Below are 12,318 nucleotides of genomic sequence, written 5' to 3'. Positions count from 1 at the left end.
TTTATGCTATTGTGCAATAACGGTGTCATAAAAAGCAGTACTTGGATAAAAAAATTGCGTCAAACAATGAGCCGCACAACCGGCATGACAATTCGACAGTATTCTACCACACTCTTGTTAGTGAGTAGCATGACTTACAGTGCTCATATTAGAGCATCTGGAGAATTTTACCATGCCAATTTAAATCATAAAGTTTTACAACAGGCTATGGTTGCAGAATTTGCTTTAGCTGCACATGACACACCGACTGCTTTACACAACTATACCGTACTTGCAATCCAAACCAGTTCAACAGCTTTAAAACAACGTGCACTTAACGTCGCACTCGAACAAAACGACTTACAAGCCGCTTTAGATATTGCAACCCATTGGGTCGTGCAAGAACCCAAAGATGTACCTGCAAAATTCTATCTTGCGCATATCGCATTAAAGTCACACGAATATGAACTTGCTGCTGATGTGCTCGATGATATTTTAAATTTAGATCCTGAATCAGATTTAGAACAAATTCTTGAAGGAATTTCTCCGGAATCCCCTGAGGATCGAGCATATTTATTAAACACTTTGCGTAATAGTAAAACGCGTAACAATCCTTCAATTCTCGTTTTGATTGCGAGTTTACAAGCACAAAATAATGAAATCGAAAATGCCTTAATTACTTTAAATAAAGCATTAAAAAAACGCCCCAAATCAACAGGGTTTATCTTACTGAAAGCAAACTTACTCATGGCTTTAGGCGACGAAGAAGAGACGCTAAAATGGTTTGAAAAAAGTGCTCGTAAAAATCGTAATAATTTAGAGCTCAGTCTGGCTGAAATCCGCTACTTAATTAAACTAAATAAAAATGAACAGGCGTTAAGCAAATTAAAACGCATCATAAAAAAATGGCCTGATTCGGAAGAAGCTCTTTTTATCGCTGGTCTAACATCAATTGATCTCAAAGAATATGAGCTTGCTGAACAGTATTTGGTCGAACTACGTGCATCTGGACAGTATCAAAATGATGCTTATTTTTATTTGGCATTAAATGCTGAACGAAAACAACATTTTGAAACAGCTAAAGCTTATTATCGACTTGTAGATGGTAATTTATATATGGTTTCTAGACGAAATCTAATTTCAATCTATGACAAACAAAATCGCTTAAGTGATGCGCTGCGCTTTCTGACTCAGGAACGGGTGAATTACCCCCAACATGCGAGTTTCTTATATCAAGCACAAGCTGAAATACTCAAAAAAATGGGCAATAACAAAGCTGCCTTGGGCTTACTCAAAGAAGCGGCTAAAAATTTAACTGATGACCCTGAAATTTTATATTCTCAAGTCTTATTACTTGATCCATTTACGGACCGCGATCAATTAGATGAATTGCTTAAAAAATTACTCACGATCGAACCCAATAGTCCAACATATCTGAATGCGTATGCATATACTCTGGCGTTGCAAAATCGTCGTTTAGATGAGGCGAGACAATATGCCGAACAAGCTTTAGACAATGCCCCAGAACAAGCATCTATCTTAGATACCTTAGGCTATATCTGCTTTCTTCAAAACGATTTTGACACTTCCACCCGTGTACTTGCGAAAGCATATCAACTCAGCCAAAGTCCAAATATCGGCATTCGATATGCTAAATCGCTTTATATGCTGGGTTCACTGGAAGAATTTAGCCAAGTGTTACATCAACTCCATAAAAATCATCCAAATCATCCTCAATTGGATCAACTCGATAGTTTATTGTTGCCACAAAATATCAAAAAGAGTTAATACTGTATGATCTTAAATTTAAAATCATTATTGCTGATTGCCACAAGTAGTGCACTTCTTGGGTTAACTGGCTGTCAAGCAATTCAAACTCAACCATCACCGCCAACAACGCAAAACCTTGAACAATCAAATCAATTTAATCTTCAGGGTAAAATTGGCGTCAAGACCCCCAAGCAATCAGGCAGTGCTTTTTTTACTTGGCAACAGCAAGATGAACAGTTTGATATCGAGTTAAGCGGAATTCTTGGAGTCGGTAAAACTCAAATCTCAGGTCAACCTGGTCAAGTGACACTGAACAGTGCCAAAACTGGTGAAATTACAGCCAACTCACCTGAAGAGTTATTGTTTCGTGCAACAGGTTGGGAAGCACCAATTACTTATTTAGTCGATTGGGTACAAGCTAAGCAAGCGACTGAAGAAGCTGAAATTCAAAAAGACGAATCGATGCGAATCAGTGAAATTAAAGAACAAGGTTGGCATATTCAATTATCTTACAACGGTCAATCTACACAACCAAACCGTTTGATTTTAAAGCAACAACTTGAAGATGGAACTGAAAATCGTATTACAATGGTAATTCAAAATCGTTAAGTTTGATTATTTATGATTCGTGTACCCTCCCCTGCAAAACTGAATTTGTTTTTACACATTACGGGGCGCCGTGAAAATGGTTACCATGAGTTGCAAACTATTTTTCAGTTGATAGATCTTTGTGATTGGATGGAATTTACTCCAATCTCTAACCAATCTATCTCCATTTCAGGCCTATCAGAAGTAAGTCTTGAACAAAATTTGATTTATCGTGCAATGATGATGCTGAAACCCTATGCCAAAAGTGAAAAATTAGGCATTCATGTCAACATCGAAAAAAATATACCGATGGGTGCAGGACTCGGTGGTGGCTCTTCAAATGCGGCTACCGCGTTATTAATCATGAATCAACTTTGGCAATGTGGCTTAAATCGTGATCAATTAGCAGAAATTGGTGTACAACTGGGTGCTGATGTTCCCATCTTCATCCATGGTCGTAATGCATGGGCAGAAGGTATTGGTGAACACTTAACATTCATAGACTTAGATCAAAAACAATACATTGTGTTAAAACCTGACTGTTTTATCAGCACTCAACTGCTTTTTTCACAAAAATCGTTGACAAGAGACACGAAGACCTCTAAATTTTGCGCCTATCAGATAAAGCCATCTGATTTCAGAAATAACTTTGAACCTCTGGCAAGAAGTCTATATGCTGAAGTCGATGAAGCAATGCAATATTTAGATCAGTTCGGTGTTGCAAAACTTACAGGTACAGGTGCTTGTGTTTTTACTGAAGTAACGACTGAAATGAACATTGATGACATTCTTGCTCATTCACCTTGTAAAGCTTACTTAGTGAATAGTTTAGAACAATCACCATTGAATCAAATCATCGTTTAAATGATAGGGGCGTCGCCAAGTGGTAAGGCAGCGGGTTTTGATCTCGCCATCCGTTGGTTCGAATCCAGCCGCCCCTGCCAATTTAGTTCAAAAAGACAGAACATTGGTATCATGAGTTGAGTCAAACAATCTTGACAAACCCATATAAAACCATTAAAGTTCTGCCGCATTAGGGGCGTCGCCAAGTGGTAAGGCAGCGGGTTTTGATCTCGCCATCCGTTGGTTCGAATCCAGCCGCCCCTGCCATCTCATTATATACATTTCAACCGCCAAGGGTGCTTCATGCCCAATCTTGTCGTTTTTAGTGGAACTGCGCATCCACAATTCGCCCAAAAAGTCGTTAGCCACTTGCATATCCCTCTAGGTGCTGCATCTGTAGGTCAATTCTCTGATGGTGAAATCGCTGTCGAAATCACTGAGAATGTCCGTGGTAAAGACGTATTCATCGTTCAGCCTACTTGTGCTCCAACTAATGATAACCTTATGGAAATCTTAGTAATGGCAGATGCATTGCGTCGTGCAAGTGCTGGTCGTATCACTGCTGTGATTCCTTATTTCGGTTATGCTCGCCAAGACCGTCGTCCTCGTTCTTCACGTGTTCCAATTACTGCAAAAGTAGTAGCAGATATGCTAACAACTGTAGGTATTGACCGTGTTGTGATGATCGATCTTCATGCTGACCAAATTCAAGGTTTCTTCGACATCCCTGTAGACAACATTTACGGTACGCCAGCGCTTTTAGCTGACTTACGTCAACAGTCTCATGACAACCTTATGGTTGTTTCGCCAGACGTTGGTGGTGTTGTTCGTGCTCGTGCTGTTGCGAAACAAATGGGCGATATCGATTTAGCTATCATCGACAAACGTCGTCAAAAAGCAAATGAATCACAAGTGATGCATTTGATTGGTGATGTTAAAGATCGCGACTGTGTGATCGTTGATGACATGGTTGATACAGCTGGTACTTTATGTAAAGCCGCTGATGCATTGAAGACTTTTGGTGCGCGTCGTGTCGTAGCATATGCTACTCACCCTGTTTTATCTGGTAAAGCGATCGAGAATTTGAAAAACTCTGTTATCGATGAACTTGTTGTGACAGATACAATTCCGCTTTCAGAAGAAGCTTTAGCTCTTGGTAAGATTCGCCAAGTTTCAGTTGCGAGTATGGTTGCTGAAACAATTCGTCGTATTAACAACGAAGAATCTATTAGCGCAATGTTCGATTCTTATCTATAATAGAGCGCTAAAATTTTAAAGCCCTGCCTTTTGGTAGGGCTTTCTATCACTAGATCGGTCGCAGATCTAGTTCACTTAACTTAAATAGGATGTCTCTCATGGCAAACTTCGTATTAAATGCAGTAGCACGTGAAGAAGCAGTACAAGGGAAAGGTGCGAGCCGCCGCCTTCGTCTTCAATCTAAAGTTCCTGCTATCATCTATGGTGGTGATGCTGCACCTGTAGCAATTACACTTGAGCTTCGTCAGCTTGTTAAATACTTAGAAGACAACGCTTTCTTTGAAGAAGTAATTGAAATTGATGTTGATGGTAAAGTTGAAAGCGTTAAAATCCAAGCTTTACAACGTCACCCAGCTAAAAACACTCCAATGCACGCTGACTTCAAACGCGCATAAGTGTTGATGGTGTAAATTAGTGTCTCATATTTCACTGATTGTTGGTTTGGGCAACCCTGGTAAAGAGTATGCTCAAACCCGCCATAATGCAGGCTTCTGGTATGTAGAACGTCTTGCAGAACAATATGGCATAACACTTAAAAATGACCCTAAGTTTAATGGATTAAGTGGTCGCGGTAATGTAGAAGGACAAGATGTTCGACTTTTATTACCTTCAACCTTTATGAACCGTTCTGGTCAAAGTGTTGTACCCTTCGCAAAATTCTACCAAATCTCTCCAGAAGCAATGCTTATTGCTCACGATGAACTTGATATGGATCCAGGTATCATTCGCCTCAAAACGGGTGGTGGTCATGGTGGTCATAACGGTTTACGTGACATTGTTCCTCATACTGGCCCTAACTTCCATCGTTTACGTATTGGACTTGGACACCCTGGATCAAAAGACCGTGTATCAGGTCATGTTCTAGGTAAAGCACCCTCAAGTGAACAAACGCTCATTGACGATGCAATTCATCACGCACTAAGTCGTACAAAATTATTAGTGAATGGTGAAATTCAGCAGGCAATGAATCAAATAAATGCCTACAAGCCGTAGTTGATAAATTTAATTTTTGTTCAACAATTTTTCTTGCCACGATGAAAATTTGAGGGCAAAATGCGCTTTCAAATGCTTCACCCAAATTAAAAAACTGTTGTTTCTAGATAATAAAACAATCTTAGAACAACTCAGGAGACGCTTCCCATGCTATCTCGTTTATTAAAAGCTAAAATCCACCGTGCAGTTGTAACACAAGCTGAACTTCATTATGAAGGTTCATGTGCAATTGATGGTGTATTACTAGATTTAGCTGGTATTCGTGAATATGAAGAAATTCATATTTGGAATGTAACTAATGGCAAGCGTTTTACAACTTACGCAATCCGTGGTGAAGAAAACTCAGGCATTATTTCTGTAAATGGTGGTGCTGCTCACCAAGCAGATTTAGGTGACATTATTATTATCGCGACTTTCGGTGATTTTACTGTTGCAGAAGCTGATGCACATAAACCACGTTTGGTTTATGCAAATCCAGATAACACTGTGAATCACACAGCAAACTGTATTCCTGTCCAAGTTGCTTAATGATTGACTAAAAACTCGCTTACTTGAGCGAGTTTTTTTATAACAAATTATCATAGAATTACTCTTCATCCACCAACTGCAAGCTCTGGCTAATCCCATCTGCTCTTAACCAAGCTAATTCATAACTGGCATTCGCCAACGCAAGAACCCGACGTTCAAACTCAGTCCAGATCGGTTTAACATGTGGAGCTGAAATACCTAAACCACTCTGCTCTGCTAAATGCTTGTTTTTTTCGCAAATTTTAAGCGCATGATATAATTTTCGGCCTTTTGAAGCATTCTCCAATACTCGGATTCTTTTTGATTCAATGAATTTTTCCACCTCAGAAAGTTGAGCATGAGGAAGCATTGGAACCAAAATTTGATCCAGTTGTTGATCTAAACGCTTCCAAATACTCAGTCGTTGTTCTTCATTATAAGTATTCCATTGAATCACTTCATGATTAAAACGTCGACAACCACGACATACCGCGTCACCAAACACTGTTGAACAACGTCCCGCACATGGTGTTAATGATGGGATTCGACGCGCTGTATTCAAAATATTTTCCTCATATAAAACCATAAATTTTCTATGGCTTTCTCGCATATTTTCAAAAATCGCGTTAGAATACGCGCCTGATTTTATCCCTATATTAATACATTTGGAGTACTCCATGAACGCTACTGTAGAACAGCTTGCACCTGTAGAACAGCAAGCGACCACTGGTTGGGTTGTTGCGGCACTTTATCAATTTAAAGAGGTTGAAGATTCTCTAGCACTTCAACAAAAATTACTTGAGTTGGTAAAAACCATCAACCTATGCGGTACTCTTATTGTTGCCCATGAAGGGATTAACGGAACAGTTGCAGGTGACCGTCATGCAATTGATGTCATTCATCAATTCCTTTTAAATGAAGGATTTAATGATATGGAATATAAAGAGTCACACAGTGACGAAAAACCATTCCGTAAAATGAAAATCAAACATAAAAAAGAAATCGTGACTTTAGGTGTTCCAGTGAAGCCACGCGACTTAGTTGGTCACTATCTAGACCCTAAAGAATGGAACGAACTCATTGCACGTGATGACGTGATCTTAGTCGATACAAGAAATGATTACGAATACAAAGCAGGCACATTCAAAGGGGCAATTGATCCAAAAACTGAAACGTTCCGCGAATTCCCTGAATATGTAAAAAACAATCTTGAACAGCATAAAGATAAAAAGATTGCCATGTTTTGTACAGGCGGGATTCGTTGTGAAAAATCAACTTCACTACTTCTTCAAGAAGGCTTTAAAGAGGTATATCACCTCAAAGGTGGTATTCTTAAATATTTAGAAGAAACCCCTCCTGAAGAAAGTTTATGGGAAGGTGAATGCTTTGTTTTTGATGGTCGTACTGCGGTTACACACGGAGTGGAAGAAGGTCAAAATGTGAAGTGCCATGCTTGTGGTTGGCCATTAACCCCTGAAGAAGTAGCATTACCAAGTTACGAACATGGCGTATCATGTCTTTATTGTATCGATAAAACAACAGAAAAGCAGAAAGAAGGATTCCGTATGCGCCAGTCTCAGATTATTGCGGCAAAACGTAAACGCCTATAAATAAAAAATATTTTATTTAACTTACAAAAGCGTTGTCTACATTACAGTGTAGATGACGCTTTTTACATTGAACAAACAAAATTTCAATTCTGCTATATCACCATTACAAAGTTATTTTAGAACAACACAAAACACATGAAGTCATTCAGATAAATTTAATACGAAGGAAATAAATTTAGCTCAAGGATGAAAGTCATGAATCGAGTGCCATTCAAATATCTTCCTGTTCGACGGAATTTTGCTCACCATAATCATTTAGATCGTGTATCAGCTGTACCGACACATTTAACATTTACATATATCGATTCACATAATTCTGGTGTTAAATTGCATATACGTAACCAATCCCATTATTTTATCGTAACGTTAGGTGCTTGTATCGGCGCAATTATTGCTTTAGCAATCGGTTTTCAGATGAGAAATTCAATGAGTCTTATCTTCATCATCAGCATAGCTCCCCTTCTCGTCAGCTATATCCTACGAGAAGTCTATGTTCATACACTTATACAAATTCAACATCCTGAATTAATGCATTAACTTAATTTCACTGTATTTTTTCCTAAAAACATCTAGCATAGGTTTAACTTTAAAATACAAATCACTTATGAAAGATTGGATCATTTCAGTGATGGAGCAATTGGGCTATTTCGGCATTGCTCTATTGATGTTTCTCGATAATGTGTTTCCACCTATACCCTCTGAGATTATTATGCCTTCAGCTGGCTATACCGCTTCTCAGGGTCAATTACTTTTGATCGGTGTCATTATTTCAGGAAGTATAGGTTCGCTCTTAGCTGCCGCTACGCTGTATTGGTTAGGACGTAAGATCTCTGATCAAAAGCTCTATGCATTCGTTGATAAATATGGAAAGTATTTATTTATTAAAGTAGCTGATGTTGATAAATCATTAGAATGGTTTGAAAGATATGGACATCGAATCGTTTTTTTTGGACGTATGGTTCCAGCAGTACGATCTCTGATTAGCATACCTGCAGGCATGAGCAAAATGCCTTTTGCAAAGTTTATGTTTTATAGTGGTTTAGGCACGATTATATGGACTACCTTTTTAGCATATGTGGGTTATTATTTTGGAAATAATACTGAAATGATGCACAAAATATTTAGCCAAGTCAGCTATCTAATTATTGCTATTGTGATCAGCATAATCATTTGGATTGTGTACCGCAGACAAAAAAGAAAGCACTCAAAATAAAAAAAGCACCTTACGGTGCTTTTTAATTAGTTCGGCGTGTGATACATCAAATACAATTCATTCAAGTTATCTGGAATTTCTTCTGCAAGCTCATCCATCAATTGACCGTTACGGCGGAAAGACTCCATTTGAGGATCTTCTTCGTCAACTCCACTAAACACCATGATTGGCAGAGTGAGATCAACCAATTGCTCTTCAAACTCAGGTGTGAACCATGCATCTTCATTTAAGAACATTGCATCGACAAAGCCTACACTCCAATCCCCAAGGCTTGACTCTACATCTGCTTCTTCAATTTCAAAAGGAAATTCAATACCTTCTTCATTGGCAAGTTTTTGACGTAAATCTTCTAACCAAAGTTTAATTTGAGCTACGATCTCTGCAGGCACTTTCTTTTGATTATTGTCAAATAACTCATCCAACCAACGATCAAATTGAGGACCTACAGCTGTCGCACACAAAAAACCATGAGTTGCAGCAAAATCTAGACCATGCTCATTTTGGTCGCCATCTAAGTAGTCACTTAACAAGTCTAAATCTAATGCACTCATTGTATTTCCAAAGGTTGTATCTTAATTCCGTAGAATAACATTTTAGATCAGGATACCCAATCTAATTTAGTCTTCATCATCGTCGAAATCATCATCGTCAAAATCATATTCAAGATCTTTCAATTCACGATCTAAACGACGCTGTGCAAGTAAGTCATCAATCAAGCGACGCTTTTCTAATGATTCTTTGGCGCTAATTTTGCTCGTAGTTTCATCAAAACTAACATCATCATCACCGTAGTTATCATCTAGTTCAAAATCTGTAGAAGACACTAAAACTACCTCATGTGTGAAAAAATGAATGGGGCTAGGCGCTATTTATCTTTGTTCAGAATACTTGTCAAGTTTTATTTTATTTTTCGCTGATATTTATACAAATTTTAGTTTTTTTTGGACAAAAAAATATGTCATTATTTAATCAAGGATCAGAGCCTTATTGCTGGTTTAAAATAAAAAGCATGATGTGCTTGAAATCAACAATTTTGACCCAATATTGACTTAAACAACTTAATTCATTGGTTTTCAAAACCAATTATACTGAGTTAATACGATACTAAAGATAAGTTAATTGTGCTAGAATGCACGGTTTTTCCCCGCCACAGATTCAACGAGAAGAGAGCAAAGATGAGCGATATGCATTCCCCTACTTCACAAGTAGCGGCTCTGATTAGCCGAGGCAAAGAACAAGGTTACTTAACCTACGCTGAGGTTAACGATCATCTCCCAGACTCGATCACTGAAAGCGAACAGATTGAAGATATCATCCAGATGCTTCAAGACGTCGGTATTCCTGTACACGAACGTGCGCCAGAATCTGACGATGCAATGTTTGATGGTAGTAGCGCAGAAACGACTGACGAAGTTGCTGAAGAAGAAGCAGCTGCAGTTTTAGCATCTGTAGAAAATGAGCCTGGTCGTACAACTGACCCTGTTCGTATGTATATGCGAGAAATGGGAACAGTTGAACTGTTGACTCGTGAAGGCGAAATTCAGATTGCAAAACGTATCGAAGAAGGTATTCGTGACGTTTTAAACTCAATTGCTTATTGGCCAAATGCGGTTGAAGTTGTATTACAAGAATATAAAGATTACGAAACTGGCGAGCGTCGTTTAGCCGATATCCTTTCAGGCTATTTAGATCCAGAGTCTGATGAAGAAATTCCAGAAGTTTTAGAAGAAGTTGATGCTGATCTTGAAGAAGAAACAGAGACTAAACCAACTAAAGATGTAAAACTTGATGACGATGATGAAGAAGAGTCTGAAAGTGATGATGATTCTGAGGGTGATTCAGGTCCAGACCCTGAAATCGCAAAAGTGCGTTTTGCAGAGCTAGAAGCTGCGTGGAATGCGACTAAAGATGCGATCGCAAAACATGGTCGTAACAGTAAAGAAGGTAAAGCAGCTCTTGAGTCGCTCGCAACCGTCTTTATGATGTTTAAGTTCACACCACGTTTGTTTGACATCATTTCTGAAATGATTCGTGGCACGCATGAACAAATTCGTACAGCAGAACGTGAAGTAATGCGCTACGCAGTTCGTCGTGGTCGTATGGATCGTACTCAATTCCGTACAACGTTCCCTGGTCAAGAATCAAATCCAGCTTGGTTAGATGAGCAAATTGCTAAAGCCACTGCTGACCAAAAACCATACTTAGAGAAAGTACGCCCTGACGTTCTTGCTTTCCAACAAAAAATCGCTGATATCGAAAAAGATCTCGACCTTACTGTACGTGAAATTAAAGATATTTCTAAACGTATGGCGATTGGTGAAGCAAAAGCACGTCGTGCTAAAAAAGAAATGGTTGAGGCGAACTTACGTTTGGTAATCTCCATCGCGAAAAAATATACCAACCGTGGTTTACAGTTCCTCGATCTGATTCAGGAAGGTAACATTGGCTTGATGAAAGCCGTAGATAAGTTTGAATACCGTCGTGGTTATAAGTTCTCGACTTATGCAACTTGGTGGATTCGTCAGGCGATTACACGTTCAATTGCTGACCAAGCACGCACAATTCGTATTCCTGTGCATATGATTGAAACCATTAACAAGATCAACCGCGTATCTCGTCAATTACTTCAAGAAATGGGACGTGAACCTACACCTGAAGAGTTAGGTGAACGCCTCGAAATGGACGAAGTCAAAGTTCGTAAAGTGCTTAAGATCGCTAAAGAACCAATTTCGATGGAAACACCGATCGGTGATGATGAAGACTCACATCTTGGTGACTTCATTGAAGATGGTAACATCACTTCACCAGTTGATGCTGCAACTTCAGAAGGCTTGAAAGAAGCAACACGTGAGGTACTTGAAAACCTCACTGAACGTGAAGCTAAAGTCTTGAAGATGCGTTTTGGTATTGATATGCCGACGGACCACACGTTGGAAGAAGTTGGTAAACAGTTTGATGTAACACGCGAACGTATTCGACAGATCGAAGCAAAAGCGTTACGTAAATTACGTCATCCATCGCGTTCTGAACATTTACGCTCGTTCCTTGAGAATGACTAATCTATCCATAGGATAATACAGGCTTGAATATGGGGGACACTCCCCCATAATATAAAGCATGTAGCAAATAATTCTAAATACCTGCGCCTAGCAGGTATTTTTACTAATGAGGTGTCCTATGACTGACATGATCGATCGCACTCCATCACGCGAACTACAAGAACATCTTTGGGTGTTTCCGATGGATTATCCAATTAAATTGATTGGTCTTGCAGGTGAGGATTTACGCAAAGCCGTGAATGACATTTTTGTTAAACATTTCCCTGATTTTGATGGGAATGCAATGACAGTGACACCATCGCGTACAGGCAAGTATCATTCAATTACTGCGCAACTTCGTTTTGAAGAGCTTGAGCAAGTACATCAAGTATATGCAGACTTGGCTGCTTGCCCTTTAATTAAAACTGCACTTTAATAAAAAAACACGCTTCATGCGTGTTTTTTTATGTTTGTTAATTATTCATCAAGTATGTGCCTAGGTCACACTTAATTCAACAAT

General features: G+C 38.9%; 15 protein-coding genes and 2 tRNA genes. 14 read left to right on the top strand and 3 right to left on the bottom strand.

Annotated features, from left to right (window positions below):
• The first annotated feature begins 54 nt into the window (after nt 1-54).
• The 9 genes from AC1M9J_RS04520 to panD all read left to right on the top strand — a co-directional run bounded on the left by AC1M9J_RS04520 (nt 55) and on the right by panD (nt 5,958).
• Nucleotides 55-1,767: a tetratricopeptide repeat protein gene (locus tag AC1M9J_RS04520; protein WP_481595844.1), complete on the top strand. Its 1,713-nt coding sequence runs from the start codon at nt 55-57 to the stop codon at nt 1,765-1,767.
• Between the two features lie 6 nt (nt 1,768-1,773).
• A complete protein-coding gene (lolB, locus tag AC1M9J_RS04515; RefSeq protein ID WP_092766842.1) occupies nt 1,774-2,358 on the top strand; it encodes a lipoprotein insertase outer membrane protein LolB in 585 nt (194 codons plus the stop codon).
• A gap of 12 nt (nt 2,359-2,370) precedes the next feature.
• On the top strand, nt 2,371-3,201 hold the full coding sequence (gene ispE / locus AC1M9J_RS04510) for a 4-(cytidine 5'-diphospho)-2-C-methyl-D-erythritol kinase (RefSeq protein WP_035269285.1): 831 nt from the start codon (nt 2,371-2,373) through the stop codon (nt 3,199-3,201).
• 5 nt (nt 3,202-3,206) lie between these two features.
• Nucleotides 3,207-3,281 (top strand) — tRNA-Gln (locus AC1M9J_RS04505).
• 91 nt (nt 3,282-3,372) lie between these two features.
• Nucleotides 3,373-3,447: transfer RNA gene (locus AC1M9J_RS04500), tRNA-Gln, on the top strand.
• A gap of 36 nt (nt 3,448-3,483) precedes the next feature.
• On the top strand, nt 3,484-4,437 hold the full coding sequence (locus tag AC1M9J_RS04495; protein WP_035269283.1) for a ribose-phosphate pyrophosphokinase: 954 nt from the start codon (nt 3,484-3,486) through the stop codon (nt 4,435-4,437).
• Nucleotides 4,438-4,535: 98 nt separating this feature from the next.
• Nucleotides 4,536-4,832, top strand: coding sequence for a 50S ribosomal protein L25 (gene rplY / locus AC1M9J_RS04490; RefSeq protein WP_035269282.1), 297 nt, complete (start codon nt 4,536-4,538; stop codon nt 4,830-4,832).
• Nucleotides 4,833-4,851: 19 nt separating this feature from the next.
• Entirely contained in the window at nt 4,852-5,430 is a 579-nt protein-coding gene (pth, locus tag AC1M9J_RS04485; RefSeq protein WP_481951959.1) for an aminoacyl-tRNA hydrolase, read from the top strand.
• Nucleotides 5,431-5,577: 147 nt separating this feature from the next.
• Nucleotides 5,578-5,958, top strand: coding sequence for an aspartate 1-decarboxylase (gene panD, locus AC1M9J_RS04480; protein WP_035269276.1), 381 nt, complete (start codon nt 5,578-5,580; stop codon nt 5,956-5,958).
• 58 nt (nt 5,959-6,016) lie between these two features.
• On the opposite strand, the gene AC1M9J_RS04475 is transcribed toward panD, so the two are convergent.
• Complete coding sequence (locus tag AC1M9J_RS04475) at nt 6,017-6,523, bottom strand: DUF1289 domain-containing protein (RefSeq protein WP_171076814.1); 507 nt, start codon at nt 6,521-6,523, stop codon at nt 6,017-6,019.
• Nucleotides 6,524-6,614: 91 nt separating this feature from the next.
• On the opposite strand from AC1M9J_RS04475, the gene trhO reads away from it, so the two are divergent.
• The 3 genes from trhO (at nt 6,615) to AC1M9J_RS04460 (ending at nt 8,760) form a co-directional block, all read left to right on the top strand.
• Nucleotides 6,615-7,547 (top strand): oxygen-dependent tRNA uridine(34) hydroxylase TrhO, encoded by a 933-nt coding sequence (gene trhO, locus AC1M9J_RS04470; protein WP_481586490.1) that lies wholly within the window; start codon nt 6,615-6,617, stop codon nt 7,545-7,547.
• Between the two features lie 195 nt (nt 7,548-7,742).
• Entirely contained in the window at nt 7,743-8,084 is a 342-nt protein-coding gene (locus AC1M9J_RS04465; RefSeq protein WP_481586491.1) for a hypothetical protein, read from the top strand.
• Nucleotides 8,085-8,151: 67 nt separating this feature from the next.
• A complete protein-coding gene (locus AC1M9J_RS04460; RefSeq protein WP_035270685.1) occupies nt 8,152-8,760 on the top strand; it encodes a DedA family protein in 609 nt (202 codons plus the stop codon).
• 26 nt (nt 8,761-8,786) lie between these two features.
• Here AC1M9J_RS04460 and AC1M9J_RS04455 read toward each other — a convergent pair whose 3' ends face one another.
• Nucleotides 8,787-9,311, bottom strand: a complete 525-nt coding sequence (locus AC1M9J_RS04455; RefSeq protein ID WP_179997742.1) for a YecA/YgfB family protein — start codon at nt 9,309-9,311, stop codon at nt 8,787-8,789.
• A gap of 66 nt (nt 9,312-9,377) precedes the next feature.
• The gene (locus AC1M9J_RS04450) at nt 9,378-9,584 is read right to left on the bottom strand and encodes a PA3496 family putative envelope integrity protein (RefSeq protein WP_092766845.1); all 207 of its coding nucleotides are present in this window, start codon (nt 9,582-9,584) and stop codon (nt 9,378-9,380) included.
• A 297-nt stretch (nt 9,585-9,881) separates the two neighbouring features.
• Here AC1M9J_RS04450 and rpoD point away from each other — a divergent pair, with 297 nt between their 5' ends.
• Entirely contained in the window at nt 9,882-11,819 is a 1,938-nt protein-coding gene (gene rpoD, locus AC1M9J_RS04445) for an RNA polymerase sigma factor RpoD (protein WP_228133303.1), read from the top strand.
• A 127-nt stretch (nt 11,820-11,946) separates the two neighbouring features.
• The gene (locus tag AC1M9J_RS04440) at nt 11,947-12,234 is read left to right on the top strand and encodes a YbeD family protein (RefSeq protein WP_035270687.1); all 288 of its coding nucleotides are present in this window, start codon (nt 11,947-11,949) and stop codon (nt 12,232-12,234) included.
• Nucleotides 12,235-12,318 lie beyond the last annotated feature (84 nt).

This window comes from Acinetobacter sp. ANC_7588, from assembly GCF_056783995.1.
This window is presented reverse-complemented; position numbering and strand designations above follow the sequence as displayed.